This window comes from Chloroflexota bacterium (assembly GCA_016235055.1).
In the GTDB taxonomy this organism is placed as follows: Bacteria; Chloroflexota; Anaerolineae; order JACRMK01; family JACRMK01; genus JACRMK01.
In genome coordinates this window covers 1-18,936 of record JACRMK010000083.1, presented here as the reverse complement: position 1 = coordinate 18,936, position 18,936 = coordinate 1, and the positions used below count along the sequence as shown (strand labels likewise).

General features: G+C 66.0%; 10 protein-coding genes and 1 riboswitch. Of the genes, 4 read left to right on the top strand and 6 right to left on the bottom strand.

Annotation, left to right across the window (positions count from 1 at the left end; genetic code table 11):
* The first annotated feature begins 533 nt into the window (after window positions 1–533).
* From HZB53_20130 to lysS, 3 genes are all read left to right on the top strand, one after another.
* Window positions 534–2,837 (top strand): SpoIID/LytB domain-containing protein, encoded by a 2,304-nt coding sequence (locus tag HZB53_20130; protein ID MBI5879963.1) that lies wholly within the window; start codon window positions 534–536, stop codon window positions 2,835–2,837.
* Between the two features lie 372 nt (window positions 2,838–3,209).
* Window positions 3,210–3,686, top strand: coding sequence for a transcription elongation factor GreA (greA, locus tag HZB53_20125; protein ID MBI5879962.1), 477 nt, complete (start codon window positions 3,210–3,212; stop codon window positions 3,684–3,686).
* A 34-nt stretch (window positions 3,687–3,720) separates the two neighbouring features.
* The gene (lysS, locus tag HZB53_20120; GenBank protein ID MBI5879961.1) at window positions 3,721–5,199 is read left to right on the top strand and encodes a lysine--tRNA ligase; all 1,479 of its coding nucleotides are present in this window, start codon (window positions 3,721–3,723) and stop codon (window positions 5,197–5,199) included.
* Between the two features lie 453 nt (window positions 5,200–5,652).
* Here the strand turns inward: lysS and HZB53_20115 are convergent, their stop codons facing one another.
* A complete protein-coding gene (locus tag HZB53_20115; GenBank protein MBI5879960.1) occupies window positions 5,653–8,538 on the bottom strand; it encodes a hypothetical protein in 2,886 nt (961 codons plus the stop codon).
* Window positions 8,535–11,468 (bottom strand): hypothetical protein, encoded by a 2,934-nt coding sequence (locus HZB53_20110; protein ID MBI5879959.1) that lies wholly within the window; start codon window positions 11,466–11,468, stop codon window positions 8,535–8,537. Before HZB53_20110 ends, HZB53_20115 begins: the two co-directional genes overlap by 4 nt.
* Here HZB53_20110 and HZB53_20105 point away from each other — a divergent pair.
* Window positions 11,467–11,712, top strand: a complete 246-nt coding sequence (locus HZB53_20105) for a hypothetical protein (GenBank protein ID MBI5879958.1) — start codon at window positions 11,467–11,469, stop codon at window positions 11,710–11,712. The genes HZB53_20110 and HZB53_20105 overlap by 2 nt on opposite strands.
* Here the strand turns inward: HZB53_20105 and HZB53_20100 are convergent.
* From HZB53_20100 to HZB53_20085, 4 genes are all read right to left on the bottom strand, one after another.
* A complete protein-coding gene (locus tag HZB53_20100; GenBank protein ID MBI5879957.1) occupies window positions 11,640–12,089 on the bottom strand; it encodes a hypothetical protein in 450 nt (149 codons plus the stop codon). The two genes, HZB53_20105 and HZB53_20100, sit on opposite strands and share 73 nt — an antisense overlap.
* A gap of 3 nt (window positions 12,090–12,092) precedes the next feature.
* On the bottom strand, window positions 12,093–12,992 hold the full coding sequence (metF, locus tag HZB53_20095) for a methylenetetrahydrofolate reductase [NAD(P)H] (protein ID MBI5879956.1): 900 nt from the start codon (window positions 12,990–12,992) through the stop codon (window positions 12,093–12,095).
* A gap of 22 nt (window positions 12,993–13,014) precedes the next feature.
* Complete coding sequence (gene metH, locus HZB53_20090) at window positions 13,015–16,551, bottom strand: methionine synthase (GenBank protein ID MBI5879955.1); 3,537 nt, start codon at window positions 16,549–16,551, stop codon at window positions 13,015–13,017.
* 164 nt (window positions 16,552–16,715) lie between these two features.
* Window positions 16,716–16,839: riboswitch (SAM riboswitch) on the bottom strand.
* A 311-nt stretch (window positions 16,840–17,150) separates the two neighbouring features.
* Window positions 17,151–18,404 carry a guanylate cyclase gene (locus HZB53_20085; protein MBI5879954.1) on the bottom strand — a complete coding sequence of 418 codons (1,254 nt, stop codon included), beginning with the start codon at window positions 18,402–18,404 and terminating at the stop codon, window positions 17,151–17,153.
* Between the last annotated feature and the right edge of the window lie 532 nt (window positions 18,405–18,936).

The window sequence follows — 18,936 nt, the reverse complement described above, 5'->3', positions numbered from 1 at the left end:
CAGCAATTCTCAATTTGCCTTTGTACGGGTACTTTCCAATTGCGGCTTGTCAAGCGCTGGTGCTCAGGTGCTTGTCACGCAAACCGATACGACGAGCAAGTAATGCTGCCCTCCCCCCGGCCCCCTCCCAACGAAGTTGGGAGGGGGAGCGATTCGATGGGGAGGCGCACGGCGGCGCAGCCGCCGCGCACCTCCCCATTCACTTTTCCCCTTCTCCCCCGCGCGCGGGGGAGAAGGGGCCGGGGATGAGGGGGCAACTTGGTGGCCAGACTCCAAAATGAGAATTGCTGGACAAGTTTTAAGGTTGATTCGCGTGGCTGCGGCGGCGCAGCTTCCGGGGGCGCGTCCGTCAGCGCGACGAACGCCGGAGTCCGGTCCTTTATCCGCGCATGACGCGGATCGACGCGAATATGACCGCTCCGTCGCAGTGGTGCGTGTCGAAGCGCGGACAAACCCCTGGATGCCGGCTACCCTGTGCGCCACCGCGACGTGGCGCATTTGGGTATCGGCGCCAAAGACGTTAAGATGGCCCCATGCGTCTACCCATCGTCTTAAGGCTCGCGTTGATCGCCCTGCCGGCACTGCTCGTGCTCGCGGCGCTGCCAGTCTTCGCACAGACGGGAGCAACCGGGCCGCGCCGCCTGACGAGCGATGGCCGTTCGACGCCTGCGGCCTGGGACGCGGCGGGTTTGCGCGTCACCCGGCCGGGCGCCCTCATCGAGTCCGCCGGCGTGTCGCGTATCGCAAGCGAGCTATGGCGGCTGGATACGGCCAACGGTGCAGCCGTGCTGCTGTCGCCCGACGCGCCGCAAACGGGTCGTGCGCCGGTCGGCGCGGGCGGTGTGCGGGTGTACGTCGTCAACCCGGGCTCGCTCGACCCGGAATTGTGGATCGCCAATGCCGACGGCAGCAATGCACGGTTGTTGCTGCGCGGTAGCAGCGAATACTTCTTCGACCCGGTTGTCTCGCCCGACGGGCGGCAGTTTGCGTTTGTGCGCACACCGACCGGCAGCGAGACGCACGTCACGAGCGCGATTTGGGCGGGGCAAGCTGACGGGCGCAACGTGCGCCGGTTGATTGCGGAAGCATCCGCGCCGGTTTGGTCGCCGGATAGTGCGCAACTGGCGTTCGAGCACCGCGGCGACGTGTATGTGACGAACGTGTCGACGCCGGTCACGAAGTGGCCGGAACCGCTGTGGCTGACGATTAATGGCGGCCCGGCTGCACCGAGCGCGCCGACCGCCCCGGGTGCTTTGACGCCGCCCAGTATCATCCGGGTCTTGCATGCGAAGGGCAACTACGATTTTTCGCAGGTATATGCCTGCACAAATCCGTCGTTGGCGACGGGCACCATCGTCACCATACCGTTTGAGACCTACGTCAGTTGGGTCGTGCCGATCGAGGCGTCGGCGTCGAACCCACCGGAGCACTTGAAGGCGCAAGCAGTGGCCGCGCGCACGTACGCCTGGAAACGGGTCAACTATAGCAATCCGTGGGATGTTTCGGATTGGACGGACACCCAAGCGATGTGTCCGCTGCGCGCCGACCCGCGCTCGGATGCGGCTACGGCAGCGACGGCCGGCCAATATATCGCCTACACAGGGCAGCTTATCCACGCACTCTACTCGGCGGAGAACGGCGACCCCACAAAGAAGAACCCGTTCCAACCGCCTGGAAACTGCCCGGCCTGCGCCTACCTTGACGCGGTTGATGATCCGGTGTCTTGGCTCCAAACGGTATCCGGGCACGGCGCCGGTTTCTCGCAGAAAGGTTCGCAGCGCTGGGCCGGTCGGTATGGCTGGAACTACATCCAGATCTTGATGCATTACTACAGTAACGTCACCATCGAGGGGCCAACGACGTTCGGGTCGCTGATTGCTCCATGGAGTGGGTGGTATCAGACGTCCAATCGCGTGCGGGCGGCGGGCGCGGCTAACAACGTGGGGACGTTCAACATGTACGCCGTTGGCGTGGGACTGAGTGGCACACAGTTCGCGACGAATACGGTGACGTCTGCGCTCGATGTGTCGGCCCTGCCCGACCAGTTGCTTGGCTCACTGGTCATCAGTGGAACGCTCGGCGGCACACGCGTGGCGACGCAGACGGTCGGGCTTGATCGTCAGTTGCCAACGGGCACGGTCACCGTGCCGGCCACGACCACGATTTCTGCCGTGACGTTGGTCATCAGCGGCACCGATTCCGGACCAAGCGGCTATGCCGGGTACGGCGTGTCGTATGGCTGGGTCTGGGAAGGGGAGGACAAAGTTGCCGGGTGTTGCGTCGCTGGCGTGGGCATGGTCGTCACCGACGCCGCTGCGCTGAACGGCAAGGCGCTCTATGCGCCAAACGGGAGCGGCGGCGTCTGGTACGGGCCGTACACGTATGCGCTGCCATTTCCAGCCGCCTACCGCGCCTACTTCCGCATGAAAGTTGGCAACAACTTGACGACCACGAAGATTGCGAAGATCGACGTGGTGGCGGATGGCTGGAACCCGATCGGCATCACGTACATATACGGAACCGACTTCCGTGTGGCGAACGCCTACCAAGAGTTTTATGTCGATGTGGATCACTGGACCACGCCGACCATGGGCGTCGAGTTTCGCGTCGATTTCCCCGGTACGACCGACCTCTGGCTTGACCGGGTACTGGTCGCCACCTATCCGAGCACGTCCACCGCGCCGGTGATGTGGGTGCTGACGCCGACGCTTGGCGTTACGCAGACGGTGATCGTGAAGTTCTCTGACATGGCGGGCAACGTCTCCGCCGATGTGCCGGCCAGCACCGTCTACACACTGCCCAATCGCGTCTATCTGCCCGCGATCCTCGCGCCGTAGCGCAGCCACTCTCCGGTCTCTGCTAAACCGGTACCGCGTGCTCCCAGGGCATAGCGGGAAACTGTCGAAGGGTGCTGAACCGAATAGTGGCCACGGGTTGGCTTAACTGGGGTGAACGGCTGCGCAGACCCGAAGGGTTTCGCCGGTACGCCTCCGATAGTGATGGCCCGCCCGAAACCCTTCGGGTCTCGACTCGCGGCGTAGAACCGACAGTTTGCCGAAAACCCACCCCACGCGGCAATTTGCCAATCGGACGGCCCCGGCCTATAATTGAACAAGTATCAGGGGCGCAACTGTTGCGCCCCTGACGCATTATCCGTCGTGGATGCCCTCAGGGGCGTTTTTGTTTTTTTATTGCGGGAGATGCACAGGATGAATGAGAAGAAGACCTATCTGACCCCGGAAGGCAAGCAGAAACTGCTTGACGAGCTGGAGTATCTGCGCACCACACGCCGCGCCGAAGTCGCCGCGCAGATCAAATTCGCCAAAGAAGGCGGCGATATCTCGGAAAATGCCGGATATGATGAGGCCAAGAACGCACAAGCGTTCCTCGAAGGCCGCATCATGACGATCGAGCAGATGCTCGACTCGTCGGTGCTGATCGAGGACAAGGGGCCGGTGGATCGCGTGCAGATTGGCGTGTATGTCACGGTGCGCGAGGACGGCGAGAACGACACTTACCAGATCGTCGGCTCGGCCGAGGCGAACCCGAGCACCGGGCGCATCTCCAACGAATCCCCGATGGGCAAGGCCATGATGGAGCGCGGGGTCGGCGCGAAGTGCGCCGTCAAGACGCCGGGCGGCGAGCGTCACTTCGAGATTCTGAAGATCTCCTGGCTGCCCCAATGAAAGGACCCGGGCGGCTCCGGCCGCTCGTTAGCGCATGGACGACCTTAACGAACTTGAGCGGCAACGCCGCCTGAAACTGGAGCGCATCCGCGGCCGCGGAATCGACCCGTACCCGCCGCGCGCGAATCGCACCCATACGACCGCGCAGGCGCGCGCGCTGCTGGAGGCCGACCCGGTCCCGGCGTCGCCGCCGCAGGCCGTCATCGCCGGGCGGCTGGTCGCCGTGCGCGTGATGGGCAAGGCGTCGTTCGCGCACGTTGAGGACGGCGAGGGCCGCCTGCAGGTCTATGCGCGGCAGGACGATCTCGGCGCGGAGGCGTACGAACTGTTCCGCCACGATCTCGACCTGGGCGATTACGTCGAGATGGGCGGCTTCATGTTTCGCACCAAGACCGGCGAAGTCACCCTGCACGCACAGTCGCTGCGCCTGCTGTCGAAGGCGCTGCGCCCGCCGCCGGAAAAGTGGCACGGCCTGAAGGACCAGGAGCAGCGTTACCGCCAGCGCTACCTCGACCTGCTGTCGAACGACGAGTCGCGCCGCGTGTTCGTGCTGCGCAGCCGGATCGTGTCCGCCATCCGCCGTTACCTCGACGGGCAGGGCTTCCTCGAAGTGGAGACGCCGACGCTCCAGCCCCTGTACGGCGGCGCAACTGCGCGACCGTTCACCACGCACCACAACACGCTGGACACCGACCTCTACCTGCGCATCTCCGACGAGCTCTACCTTAAGCGGCTGATCGTCGGCGGGTTCGAGCGGGTGTACGAGATCGGCAAGGACTTCCGCAACGAGGGCATCGATACGACCCACGTGCCGGAGTTCACGATGATGGAGTGCTACGCGGCCTACTGGGACTACCACGCCGTGATGAGCCTCGTCGAGAATATGATCTCGACGGTCGCGCAGGAGGTGCTTGGCTCGCAGCAGGTCACCTACCGCGAGCACACGGTGAGCCTGACGCCGCCCTGGAAGCGCATCACGATGCGCGACGCGATCCTGAACGAGACTGACCTCGACATCATGCAGACGGCCGATCTGCCGGCGCTGTCCACCGAGATCAAGCGGCTGGGACTGAAGGTCGAGCCGGCCCGGACGTGGGGCAAGCAGGTCGAGGAGCTGTTCGGCGCGTATGTCGAGCCGAAGCTGGTGCAACCAACCTTCATCACCGAGTACCCGGTCGATATTTCACCGCTGGCGAAGAAGAAGCCGGGCGAATCGCGCATCGTCGAGCGCTTCGAGGCGTTCGTCGCGACGATGGAGTGCGGCAACGCGTTCTCCGAGCTGAACGACCCGCAGGACCAGCGCGACCGCTTCGTCGAGCTGGGCAAGGCGGCGGCGCAGGGCGACGAAGAGACGCATCCGGTCGACGAGGACTACATCCTGGCGATGGAGTACGGCATGCCGCCGACCGGCGGGCTGGGCATCGGCATCGACCGCCTGACGATGCTGCTGCTGAACCAGACGGCGATCCGCGAGGTGATTCTGTTCCCGTCGCTGAGGCAGCGGGATGGATAGCGAGCAGACCGGCAAACCACAGAGCGAAACCGACTAACCGCAGAGGACGCAGAGAGCGCAGAGACCCCCCCATGAGTTTCTCGATGCACTTCACTTCACAGCGGGACGGGTAGCGAGCTGACCGGCAAACCACAGAGCGAAACCTACTAACCGCAGAGGACGCAGAGAGCGCAGAGACCCCCCCCATGAGTTTCTCCATGCACTTCACTTCACAGCGGGACGGGTAGCGAGCAGACCGGCAAACCACAGAGCGAAACCGACTAACCGCAGAGGACGCAGAGAGCGCAAAGAACCCCGCATGAGTTTCTCGATGCACTTCACTTTACAGCGGGATGGATAGCGAGCAGACCGGCAAACCACAGAGCGAAACCGACTAACCGCAGAGAGCGCAGAGAAACCCCCCATGAGGTTCTCTGCGCTTTTGGCATTTCTGCGGCGTCGCTTCCGGGCGTGTCAGCGCTCCACAGCCAGCACCACCACGATCGCATTCTCGTACAACGTGCGCATGCAGCCATCGGGCGTGTCGCGGTCGTCGAGCCACGGATGGCCGGATGCCTTCTCGACGAGAATCATGTCGAGGCCGAGCGCGCGCATGCGGCCGCAGATGACCGCCGACTCGGGCGGCGCAAAGGCGGCTTCCACAAGCGCGCGACGCCGGTTGCGTTCAGCCGGCGTAAGCTGGTACAGGAACACCTCGTCGAGGAACAGACGGCTGCGCCGTTCGGCCGTCACACTCCAACCTACCGCAGTACCTTGCAATGCCGGGTCGACCTGCAGGAGGGCGCCCGGCGGCGTGCGCTCGCGCACGGTGCGCAGCGCATCGCCATAGGCCAGGCTGCGCGCGTCGGTCTGCGCCGCGGCCGCATCCCATGCCGGCAGGAACTTCGCGACATCGAACGTCGTGATCTGCCATGCCGTCGTCAGCACACCGCCCAGCGCCAGCAGGCATACGGCCCGGCGTGCGGCGCGCTGGTTGGCGGAATCGGCCAGCCAGCCGGTCAACGCGGGCGTTGCGCGCCGAACGCATGCGGCGACGGCCAGCGCGAGTGCAACATACGGTAATCCCAGCGCCAGCCATGGACGAAATGCCAGCGCGCCGATCAGCACGGCAGCGCACCACGCAGCCAGCCCGATCCGCCGCCGGCTGAGCGCGCCCGCCGCCAGGCCCAGCGTGATCGCGGCCACGAGCAGATCGGGCGGCGGCAGTGCGGGCGCACCTCCGGCGACCGGTTCGATGGAAACGGATTCGATCAGCAGCCCGAGCTCGCGCCGGTCGGCTGCGCCGTAGTCAGCAGGCCGCCACGAAGCGACCTGCACGCGCAGCGTCGCGCCGTTGCGGCCCTGAACGGCTTCCGGCGGCAGCGCCAGCACGAACGGCTGCATCTCCGCCGTCGGCGTGAAGCGACCGATCTCCACGCCATCAAGCGTTGCGACCGCATCGGCCTTCAGCGCGCTCGCCGGGCGCGAACCCGTCGATGCCGCGATGCGCACGGCGTAGGCCTGGTTCGATGTCGCGCCATCCAGCGGGATGTTGACTTCGGGACCGCTCCAACGATAGGTCATGCCGCCTGCGCCTTCGATAGCGTACAATCCCGTCACTGCGCGTGGCGCACTTTCGCTGCGCAGGAGATCGTAGTCGTAGACCCACGGGCGCTGGTAGCCGAGCAGCAGGGCGGCCGTGACGATGGCGGCCGCTGTCGCCTGCCAGCGCCAATGCACAAGGTATGGCTTCGACCGCGCCGATTCATCGGCGGTCTCCGTCAACGCCAGCCATCCGCCGCCGGCCCAGAGGGCAACGATCGCCTGAAACGGCAGGATACCTCGAATGCCGAGATCGTTCCAGCCGAGCGTCGACCGGACGAACACGCCGACCAGCAGGCTGGAGAGCGCAGTCATTCCGCCGATGAGCCACGCGCCGCGCCACAGCACGCCGCGCCAGCGTGCGAGCGCGACGACGGCCAGTGCGCCGGCCGCGCCGAGTTCGATCAGGAAGTACGTTGGCAGGTCGAGCAATTGCGCCATAGCGCCGCCATCCGGGAAGAGCGCCTCGACGGGCGTGCCGGTCGACAGCCGGTGGAGGCCGACGCCCGCCGTGCGAACCCAGAGCGAAACGGGCAGGCCGCCGTCCGCCGCGCCGGAACGCGCCAGGTACGCTGCCAGCGGCCAGGCGACCGGCGCAGCCAGCAACCCCGCGAGCCACGGTCGTACGGCGGGCCATACGCCGGACACGCCGTATGCGCGCGCGGCGCGCGCGAGCAGCACGCCAACCGCCAGAGTCGCACCGGGCGTCGCCGCGAACACGATGTACAGGCTGTGGCCGAGCGCGCTCACCAGCAGGAGTCCAGCCATCAGTCCCACGCGCCAGGATGGACGCGCCGAGATCGCGACGAGCCATACGACCAGCAGAATCGCCAGTGCCAGCATATGCTGGGGCACGTTCGTGAAGGCGGTCAGGAACGTGCTGACCTCGGCCCAGCCGACGTCCCAGGCATCGACCTGGAACCACGGGCTCGTCCCGGCTTCTCCGCGCGCAAACCCTTCGAGCGAGGGCAGCACGTCGAGCCCCCCGAGGAACGTCACGCACAGCAGCGCAGCGAACGCTGCGCGTTCCGAGCGCCACAGGTGCGACGCCAGCGCATAGACGGCCAGCAGGCCGGCCGCCATCACCGCCAGCGCGACGATGACAAGCCACGCGTCGAGGCCGAGCGCTCCGGCGGTCCACTGGTCGAGCATGGCGACGGTGAGATGATAGAACAGGTAGTAGGTATGGATGCGCGGCGGGTCGTCGCTGACCAGCAGGTTCAGCGGCGGCAGGCCGCTCGCTTCAATCTGCCACGCGATGCCATAGTGCTTCACCCAGTCGGTGGCGCGGTAGGCGCCGCCCAGGGGCAGAATTGAGTCGCGATAGCTGGTGCGCACCGGCGCCAGCGCGACCGCCGCGACGACGAGCATGGCGGTCATCAGCACGACGGCACGCCGCGAAAGCGCTATGCGCGGCGGCGCGCTTGCTGACGGCGCAGCCGCCGTTAGATGAAGCACGCCGCTGACGACCGCCAGCACAAATGCGCTCGTGAACGGACTGAAGGGAACGATGAGCGCGGATGTAAAAACGGCCAACGGCGACAGCGCGAGCCCGCCGCAGAGCACGATGGCCCATGCGCGCGCATCGCGCCAGTCCAGTCGCACGCCCAACCAGCGCGCGACCGCGATGCCGGGCAGTATGACGAGCAGCGTCGGTGCGCCGACCAGTGCAAGTGCCGACCAGGGCGCGAGCGTGGCCGCCAGGGCCATCGCGACCGCAGCCGCCCACGCGAGATTGTGACGAATGGTCACGCTCATGGGCGCAGTTCCAGGACGGCGACCAGCGGGTCGGCGTAGAGCGGGTGCAAACAGGCTTCCGGTTCGTCTATGTCGGCCAGCCAGGAGTAAGCGCTTGCGTGCGGTTCCACCACGACGATGTCGATGCCGAGGCGCCGGAAGCGATCGCAGGCTTCGAACAGCGTTGGCATGTCGTACGCCTCGCTGACGCGCACCATGCGCGTTTCGCGCAAGGCTGGTGGGAACTGATACGCGAACACCTCATCGGCCACGAAGTAGTTGCGGCGCTCCATGATCAGGCCCCAGCCCATGTGGCCGCCCCGGTGCGGATCGAGCTGCACGACCGCGCCGGCCGGCGTGCGTTCGCGCACGGCCCGCACCGCGCCGGCATATGCCAGGCTGTAGGCGTCACGCTCGGCGCTCGCCGCATCAGCCGGCGGCAGGAAGCGCGACAGATCGTACGACAGCACAATCCACGACACAGTGAGCACGCCGATCGCCATCAGTGGCGCGGTGGAGGCGAGAAGCACACGGGTGCTACCGGTTGCCAGGAGGTTTCGTAACCGTGCCGCGAACAGCGGCGCTCCGCGTCGCGCGCACCAGAGCAGCGCGAGCGCCAGCGCGATAAAGGGAAGCGCGGCGGCGGCGGGCGCGCGCGCCAGCGTTAGTCCGACCGCGACGAGCAGCGGCACGGCGGCCCACGTGCGGCGCGGCCTGGTTTGAATGGCCACCAGGATAGCGAGGCTCGTGCATGCGATCAACACGTCCCACGGCGGCAGGGCGATGCCCGTCGTCGCCATTGGCGCCAGCGCGATCTCATCCAGCAGGAAGCCCAACTCGCGCCGGTCGCCGAGGCCGAAGCGATCCGGCACAGAAGGCACGATGAATAGAGTGACGCGCAAGGACGAGCCGGCGCGCACAAGATCGGGCGGCAGGTCGAGCGTCAGAACATCGGCGCCGGTGTGCGCGGTGAAGCTGCCGACCAACTGGTCGTTGACGCGCACCAGTGCATAGGCGGGCGGCGCGCCGGGCGGACGCGTCCCCGCGCGAGCGCGCACCTCCAGCCGGTAGTCCGTGTTCTGCGCGATATCGTTGAACGTGACTTGCACCTCAGAGCGTGTCCAGCGGAAGGTTTGGCCGCCGGCGCTCTCCATGTCATACAATCCGCTGACCGGCGCAAAGCGGTCGGCCAGCAGGTCATAACGATACGCCATCGGAATCTGATACGCAACCAGTGCGCCAGCAGCGGTCAGCGCTGCCAGCGCAGCGGTCGCCCGGAGGTTGGGTAGGCGCAGCCGGGCCGGCTGCTCACCAGCGCCGACCGCGAACGTGCCGCGCAGGGCGAGCCAGCCACCGCCTGCCATCAGCGCCAGCCAGCCTTGAAACGGCAGCCCTGAGCGTAGTCCCAGATCGTTGCACCCGAGCGTCGAGCGCGCGAACGTGCTAACCAGCAGGCTGGCCGCAGCGACGAGAAGCCCGATGCGCCACGCGTCGCGCCGGCGATCGCCGCCGGCCGCGAGCACGCCGATCAGGCCAAGCGGCAAGGCTGCGCCGAGTTCAAACAACCAGTAGGCGGGCAGATCGAGCAACTGGGCGATGATGCCGCCGCGCGGCGCGAAGAACTGGAATGGCGCAGCCGGAGCGAACGCGCTGATCGGCAGGCCGGCGCTGTGTACCCATAGGGCGACCGGCAAGCCGGCGCCCGGTAGGCGCGCCGACAACTCGTAGGCGGCAAGCGGCGCCAGCGCGACGATGCCTGCCAGCCCCGCCACGATCCACGGTGCCCCGGCGGCCAACGCGCCCGCGCCGCTTCGCGCGCGAATCTGCTGGACGACGCCGAGAAGCGTGAAGCATGCGATGCCGAGCGCGACGCCCAGCGGAACATAGATGCTGTATCCGACGGAAGCCACCAGCAGGAGTGCGATCAACACCGGCGCACGCCAGCGCCCGCGCCGCTCGTCTGCGTACACAAGCCAGGCACCAAACACGATCGCCAGCGCAATGGCGTGTTGTGGCACCCAGGTGAATATCGTGAAGAAGTTGCTGATCTCCGCTTGACACGAAGTCCAGCCATCGAGGTGACGAAACAGCGGCTCCGATGCATCGCGCGCAATCGCGACGGCGTTTGGTAGCGCGTCGAGGCCGCCCATCAGCGATGCGGCCACGATGGCAGCGGTTGCGGCGCGCCCGTCCTTCCAAAGCACGCGCGCGACGGCGTAGAGCGACACAAGCAAGGTGTAGGCAGCCAGAAGCGCGCCGCCGACGAGCCAACTCGTGATGCCCAGCCAGCGGTCGGCGAGTAGATCGAGCAACGCTACCGTCATATGGAAGAAGATGTGATAAACATGCGAGGCTGGCGGGTTCTGCAAGAACAACAGATTGCGCGGCGGCACGCCACTCTGCTCGATCTCCCACACGAGGGCGTAGTGCTTCGGCCAGTCGGTCAGTTCGACGGTCGGTTGGAGTGGCAGGATCGAGTCGCGATACGCATTGCGCATCGGCGCCAAGGCCAGCGCAATGGCGAAGAGCGTGAGCGCGCTGACGAGGAGAAACCCGCGCGACAGGGGCAGTGGGTCGCGCGCTGTGGCGGCGCGCGGCGCTGCCAGCAGACCGACCGCCGTCAGCAGGCTGAGCGACAGCACAGCCGCCGGCGCACTGAACGGCACTACGGCCGAGAGGGCGAAGACGCTCAACGGCGCAAGGGCAAGGCTGGCGGTCAGCACCACACTGTGCGTGCGCGCGTCGCGCAGGTCCAGCGTCAGGCCCAGCCAGCACGCGGCGGCGATGCCCGGCCAGACGCATACCAACAGCGGCGCGCTGATCAGATGTAACGCCGGAACGGGGGCGAGTTGCGCGGCGACTGTCGCTGCCAGGAGGAGCAAAGTGGCGAGGCGTGCTGGCGTCATGGCGTAATTATAGCAGTCGGGGCCGCAGACCGGCGGGTTTGGCATCGGCATCGGCCGCCTGACGGTGCTGCTGCTGGACCAGACGGCGATCCGCGAGGTGATTGTGTTCCCGGCGCTGCGCATGTGGGACGCGGCGCGAAGACCCTTTAACCGCAGAGGACGCAAAGAGCGCAGAGAAACCGAAAGAGTTCTCTGCGCTCTCGCTCAATTGGTCGCCTACTCGAAGTCGGCGCGCTGGATGCGTGTCACATACGGCAGGGCGGCCAGCTTCGCCAGTACGTCGCGGTAGTTGGGCTGGTGCGTGCTGCCGATCGCCAGCACCTGTCTGGCCGTGCAGCCGATATGGCCGCGCGAACCGGGCATGGACTGGACGGTCGGGTCGATCGTTTTCACCTCGGCCTCCGCTTCCGAATCGACCGGGAGGCAGAACTCGTACGCCAGCGAGCGCAAGCCGTCCGGCGGGCCGTAGAGGCCGTCGGCGTTCAAGGCCGACAGATCGAGCGCAATCTTGGGTGAGACGGTCGGCGGTACAGCCGGCGTTGCCGTTGCGGCGAGCGTGGCGGGCGCCTCGGGCGCCGGAGCGCAGGCCGCGAGCGCCAGTGCCAAAAGCAAGGCGGCCCGCATGCGCAAGCCGCCGTGATCTGTTCCAAACGGTTTACTGTTCACGGTTCACTGACTACTGGCTGCCGGCTCGTCGTCAAAGTAGTCATGCAGGGCGTGGATGATCTGCGACGTAGCGTGACCGCTGTTCAGCGTAAAGATGTGCAGACCCGGCACGCCGGCGTCAAGCAATTCACGGCACTGCTCGATGGCAAACTCGATGCCCGCTTTGGCCTGATCCGGCGATCCGTCCTCGTGTTTCAGCAGGGATGCCGACAGGCTGTCCGGTATGGCCGCGCCAGAGAGCGCCGTCATGCGCTGGATCTGCGAGAACTTCGTGATCGGCATGATACCCGGCACGACCGGCACGCCGATACCGGCGCGCTCGGTCTCGTCGCGGAAGCGGAAGAAAGCCGGGTTGTCGTAGAACAACTGCGTCAGGACCACCGACGCGCCGGCGTCCACCTTGCGCTTGAGGTGCTGCACGTCCTGCCACAGATCGCGGCATTCGACGTGACCCTCCGGATAGCCGGCAACCGCCAGATCGAGCTCGCCGGTGATGCTGCGGACGTACTCGACCAGCTCGGAGCCGTAGCGGAAGCCGTCGGGCGGCGGTGTGTAGGCCGTTTCCCCTTTGGGCGGGTCGCCGCGCAGCACGACCATGTTGCGCGCGTCGCCCGCCAGTGCATCGGCGATGTACTGGCGCACGTCCGCGCGCGTGGCGCCGACGCTCGTGAAGTGTGGCACGGCCGTGACGCCGAAGCGCTGCCCGATCTCGCGCGCCAGTTCGAGCGTCTTATTGCGCGTGGAGCCGCCCGCGCCGTACGTCACCGAAACGAACACCGGATGGTGCTGCGTCAGGTAGGTCAGTTCGGCATACAGGTTGTGGACGCCGTGCTCGGTCTTGGGCGGAAACGTTTCCACCGAAAAGACCGGCCGGGCGCCGTACATCGCTTTGAATTGTCTCATATTAGTTATTAGTCGCTAGCCGCTAGCTGCTAGCCTCTAGCTGTTCGAGACGCGACAGTTTCATGCTGTAGTACTTCGCGTCGGGGTGATGTACCACGATCGCCGCCGTGGACTGCTCCGGCACCATCTGGAACGCCGACGTCAGGCTCAGGCCAAGCTCGGCGGTCTGCGGCAGCAGCCGGAAGACCAGCGCATGCTGGGCCAGGTCCGGGCAGGCCGGGTAACCCCAGGAGTAGCGGCGGCCGCGATCGTCCGCCAGGTTCAACTCGCGCCGAATGTGCGCGTGCGTGTACGTCGCCGCGGCTTCGGCGGCTTCGACCGCCAGGCCGTGCGCGAAGTACGCCTCGCTGTAGTCGCCGCGCGCCTGCAGCGCCGCGAACTGCTCATCGGCCGCGTGTCCCACCGTCACGACCTGCAGCGCGACGACATCCGTGAGGCCGGAGTCGGCCGGGGCGAAGTAGTCGCTGATACAGAGGTGCTCGAACTCCGACTGGCGTGGGAACGCAAAGCGCGCCAGTTCGGTGCGCGGCCGCGCGCCGTTGCCCGCCTCGCGCGGGTCGTACACGACCAGCGTGTCGCCTTCGCTGTTGGCCGGGAAGTAGCCGTACGCCGCCTGCGGTTTCAGCCACTTGCGGCGGATGGCGTCCTTCGACATGCGGTCGAGCCGGGCGTCGAACTCGGCCTTGAGCGCCAGCCAGTCGTCCCCGTGCGCGTTCTTCGCGCCCCACTGCAAGCGGTAGAGCTCGTTCAGGTCGAGTTCGCGCAGCACCATCTCCAGCGGCATATACTGGATCGTCTTCGCGCCCCAGAATGGCGGGACCGGCAACTCGCCTTGCGGCAGACGGCGCACGGCGGGCGCGGCTGGGGCGGTGCTCGCCGGCTTGGCCGCGGCCGGACGCGCTGCGCCGAACTCGGCCTGCGCCTCGGAGACGACGCGCCCGACGAAGTCGCCGCGCTGAGCTGGATCGATCAACTGCTCCATCGTATCAAGCCCCTCGAATGCGTCCTTGCAGTAGAAGACGCCCGGCGTATACGGCGCGCCCGACTCGGTGAGCAGGATGCGGCGGCCGTACTTGCGGTTGATCGCCGCGCCGCCGATCAGCACCGGGAACGGCAGGTTGCGTCGCTGCAACTCGTTGACGATCAGCGGCATCTGCTTGGAGGTTGATACGAGCAGCGCGCTCAGGCCGATCGCCGTTGCGCCGACTTCCAGCGCCTTGTCGATGATGACCGTGGCCGGCACCTGCTTGCCGAGATCGAAGACCGTGTAGCCGTTGTTCGACAGGATCGTGTTGACGAGGCTCTTGCCGATGTCGTGCACGTCGCCGTACACGGTCGCCAGCACGACCTTGCCTTTGGTCTGGCCGTCTTTGCGGTCGAGGAACTGCTCCAGGTGGGCGACCGATTTCTTCATGACCTCGGCCGACTGCAGCACGAATGGCAGGATGAGTTCGCCCGCGCCGAACTTGTCGCCGACTTCCTTCATGGCGGGCAGCAGCACATTGTTGAGCGTCCAAACCGCGCCGTCGTTGGCCGTCTCGCCGTGCGCCTTGATGCTGGCGTCGATCAGCGGCTCGATGCCGTCCTTCTTGCGGTGCGCGATCATCCAGTGGATTTTCTGCTCCGGCGTCATGCCCAACGTCGGGTCGGCCGCGCCCTTGTCGGTCGTGAGCGCGACGTTCTCGTAGCGCGCGATCAGCCGGGCCAGCGCGTCGGGCACGCGGTTGAAGATCAGGTCGTCGCAGATGCCGCGCGCCTCGTCGTCCAATTCGGTGTATGGCGTGATGTCCTGCGGGTGGACGAGCGCCAGATCAAGCCCGGCTTCCACGCAATGGTGCAGGAACGCACTGTTGAGCGCGGCGCGCGCCGCCGGCGACAGGCCGAACGAAACGTTGCTGACGCCGAGCGAGGTGAGCACGCCGGGCAGCGCCGCTTTGATCTGCCGGATGCCTTCGATGGTCTCGGTCGCCGAGCCGGCCATTTCCGGGTCGCCGGTGGCCAGCGTGAAGGTCAGGTCGTCGAAGATCAGCGCGTCGGGCGGCAGACCGTACTCGCCGACGGCGATAGCGTAAATGCGCCTGGCGACCTCGACCTTGGCGGCGGCCGTCTTGGCCATGCCGTGCTCGTCGATGGTCAGCGCGATCACGGCCGAACCGTGCGCGACGGCCAGCGGCAGTACCGAATCGCACCGCTCGCGTCCGCGCTCCAGGTTGATCGAGTTGATGATCGCGCGACCGGGGTTCGTTTCCAGCGCCACCTGCAGCACGTCAGCCTCGGTGCTGTCGATGACCAGCGGCGCTTCGACGCTCATCTGCAGCTTCTTGACGACGATGCGCATTTGCGCGGCCTCGTCGGCGCGCTCGGTCAGCGCCACGCAGACGTCGAGCGCGTGCGCGCCGCCCTCGACCTGGTTGCGCGCGATGGTCAGGATGTCGTCGTACTTATCCTCCAGCAGCAGGCGCTTGACACGGCGGCTGCCCTGCGAGTTGACGCGCTCGCCGACGATCAGCGGCGCGGGCACCTGCCGCAACGATACGGCGCGCATGGCTGACGAGATCATCGGCTCGTGCTGCGGCCGGCGCGCAGCCGGCTTGCGGCCTTTGACGCGCGCGGCCATCTCCGCGATGTGCTCCGGCCGGGTGCCGCAGCAACCGCCGATAATGTTCACGCCCCACTCGAGCACGAATTCGGCCAGCAGGTCGGCCATCGGCGTCGGGCGCATCGGGTAGACCGTATTGCCCTCGACGTTGATCGGCAGGCCGGCGTTTGGGATGACGGAGATCGGCAGGCGCGCGTGCTGGGTCAGGTAGCGCACCGGCTCGCGCATGTAGTCAGGCCCGGTCGAGCAGTTGAGGCCGATCACGTCCACCACGGGCAATGCTTCGAGCGTGGCGACGACGGCGGCGATGTCGGTGCCGAGCAACATGCGCCCGCTGGTGTCGAGCGTGACCTGCGCCTGGATCGGGATGCGCACGCCGGTCTCGATAAACGCCTGCCACGCACCGTGGATCGCGGCCTTGGTCTCCAGGATGTCCTGCTGCGTCTCGATGATAAGCAGGTCGGCACCGCCTTGCACGAGGCCGAGCGCCTGCTCGCGGAAGACATCGGCCAGCTCGCGGAACGTGATCGCGCCGAGCGTCGGATCGTCGGAGGAGGGGAGCAGGCCGGACGGGCCGATCGAGCCGGCGACGAAGCGCGCCTCGCCGGTGTCGCGCGTCCAGCGGTCGGCCACCCGGCGCGCCAGCGCGGCGGCGGCGCGGTTCAGTTCGAGCATGCGGTCTGCGAGGCCGTACTCCTTCATCGTGAGCCGGTTGGCGCGGAAGGTGTCGGTCTCGACGACTTCGGCGCCGGCCGCGAAGAACGACGCGTGCACGTCCTCGATGATATGCGGGCTGCTGAGGACGAGGTGATCGACGTTCCCCATCTGCCGTTCGCCGCCGTAATCGGCGGCGGTCAGGTTGCGCGCCAGCAGGTTCGCGCCCATTGAGCCGTCGAAGATCACGGCGTGATCGGCGACGGCGTCCAGGTAGCGGCGGTTGGTATGCGGGAACAGTTTCATGGGTAAATCCTTAACGGCAGCTCACGGTAAAAACATCTCACCACAAAGACACAAAGGCACAAAGAAAACCGCAATGGGTGCAATGGCGCCCGCGAGAGCGGCGAGCGCAAACGGATAACAAAAAACCTCTTCCGAAGAAGAGGCCAGTCAAAGCAGGTTCGACACGCTCATCTTCCAGAGATGCTCTGTCGGAATTGGCACCACGCTAGTAGCTAGTGACTAGTCGCTAGCGGCCAGTTGGTTGCCGCGGCTTCATAGGGCCGATCCCTCCGCCGCTCTGGATGAGTGAAACTATGTGATTAACAGGTACTATACAAAGGCGTGGCGATTCTGTCAAAAACACGTAACGATGATGGGGGTATACCGACGAACTGTCGGCACGCTCCAGTCCGTCATGGCGGCGTGTAGTAAGCCGGCATCCAGGGCAGCATATGGCAGGCGTGTAGGCCATGGGTGCTTGTCTGGATTCCGGCTTCCGCCGGAATGGCGACGGGGTCGACGCGCGTCTGGTACAGACATGGCTCTCCTACACTTTTCCGGTATGCCTCAACGATGGAGGGGGCCACGGCCCGCTCCGGCGGCGAGCGAGGCGCGCTGCCTCACGCTCGTGGCGGGTCAACCGGCTTCACGCCGACGAGATACCACGTCTCCATTTCGCCTTTGCCCTTCACCAGCACCTTACCGCGCGGCTCGCAGGTAAACTCGGCTTTGAGCAGCTCGTAAGTCTCGCGCGAAATCTGAATCCGGCCGCCGGTGCCGTGCGACTCCATGCGGCTGGCCGTGTTGACCGTGTCGCCCCACAGGTCGTACTGGAACTTCTTGCGGCCGATCACGCCGGCGACCGCCGGGCCGGAGTTGATGCCAATCCGAAAGTCAATCGCGTGTCCGGCGAAGGGCGGGCGCCACTGGATGTACGCACACATGTCGAGCGCCATCCGCGCCAGCGCCTGGGCGTGGTCGGGCCGCGGGCACGGTACGCCCGCAGCGACCATGTAGGCGTCGCCAATCGTGCGGATTTTTTCGACGCCGTATTTTTCAGCCAGCGCATCGAACTGCATGAAGATGTCGTTGAGCAACTCGACCATCTCGGCAGGCGACAACAGCGTCGACAGCGGCGTGAAGCCGACCAGATCGGCAAACAGCACGCTGACGGCGTCAAACTGGTCGGCGATCGTGTGGCGGTCGTTCTTGAGGCGGGTGGCAATCTCCTCGGGCAGGACGTTGAGCAACAGGCTCTCGGACTTTTGCTGCTCGCGGTGCAGCAGGTCGTACAGCCGGTTCTGCTGTCCGACGAACATGTAGAGCACGACAAAGATGATCGACGAGACGGCGCCGATGTTCATCACGAACAAGAATAGGGCCAGGGCGGGCGAGAGGTTATTGACCACGCGCACGTAGGGTTGCAGGAGGCCGCTGAGCGCGACCAGCGCGAGGTAGCCGAGGAACCAGCGCGGCGCGCGGCGTGGCTCATCGTACACCAGCGCACCCAGCGGGCAGATCAACGACCAGATGATCACCGCGCTGGCGTTGATGTAGCCGCCCAACGCGATTTGCAGCAGGAAGGGCAGAAACAGGACGAGCAGTAATTGGCTGCGCCGGAACCATTCGTAACGACGGGTCACGGCAAAGAAGGCGACGCTGAGCGCGGAAAAGATCGCATAACCGAGCGGGATCGCGCCCGCGAGCGGTTCGGCAAAGAGGATGTAGAAGATGCCCCAGGCCGCGCCGGCTGCGATGAACATAACACTGGCGCGCACCAACAACGCCTTGCGCAACTGTTGGTCACGACTGTCGGCCCGATCGGCCCCAATCCGATCCACGGCGCGGATCAGCCACTGCAAGTCTTGTAACATGCTCCCCCTCCCCACCTGCGCGGAATTGGTCTGCCCTCTGCAGCGCCGATTGTCGCTGATTATAAGGCCCTTAGCGGGGGCGTCAAAGCGGCAGCGCGGTGGGGGTTGTATTTCAGATTTGGGGCAGAACAACAACGCCGCGCCACAGGCGCCGCCATCGTCACTCCCGCGAAAGCAGGAGTCCAGCATACAGCCTCTGGATGCCCGCGCTGGTCAGCGGCTCGAAGCCGCTGGATAGCGTCGCTGACCACCGCCGGAATCCACTCAAACCGAGCGCCGCAACAGCCTCAGATTCCGGTTGGAGTGGATGCCGGCTAACACCATGCCGGCATGACGGCCGGTTGCGCCTCCGACAGTTTGGCGGTATACCCGTGCGGGCACGGCAACAGCAATCCCCTTAGAAAGTCGCCCCCTCCCAACAAAGTTGGGAGGGGGTCGGGGGGAGGGCAACGCCGCTTACTTGTCGAGCCAGCGTGCGTGACAAGCACCAGAGGGCCAAGTTCATAGCAAGCCGGCATTGGACAGTACGCGT

Bases quoted from the DNA above. Each gene is read 5' to 3' on its own strand.
- greA (MBI5879962.1), top strand. From the start codon at position 3,210: ATGAATGAGAAGAAGACCTATCTGACCCCGGAAGGCAAGCAGAAACTG.
- HZB53_20110 (MBI5879959.1), bottom strand. From the start codon at position 11,468: ATGCCAAACCCGCCGGTCTGCGGCCCCGACTGCTATAATTACGCCATG.
- lysS (MBI5879961.1), top strand. From the start codon at position 3,721: ATGGACGACCTTAACGAACTTGAGCGGCAACGCCGCCTGAAACTGGAG.
- metF (MBI5879956.1), bottom strand. From the start codon at position 12,992: ATGAGACAATTCAAAGCGATGTACGGCGCCCGGCCGGTCTTTTCGGTG.
- HZB53_20115 (MBI5879960.1), bottom strand. From the start codon at position 8,538: ATGAGCGTGACCATTCGTCACAATCTCGCGTGGGCGGCTGCGGTCGCG.
- HZB53_20085 (MBI5879954.1), bottom strand. From the start codon at position 18,404: ATGTTACAAGACTTGCAGTGGCTGATCCGCGCCGTGGATCGGATTGGG.
- metH (MBI5879955.1), bottom strand. From the start codon at position 16,551: ATGAAACTGTTCCCGCATACCAACCGCCGCTACCTGGACGCCGTCGCC.
- HZB53_20130 (MBI5879963.1), top strand. From the start codon at position 534: ATGCGTCTACCCATCGTCTTAAGGCTCGCGTTGATCGCCCTGCCGGCA.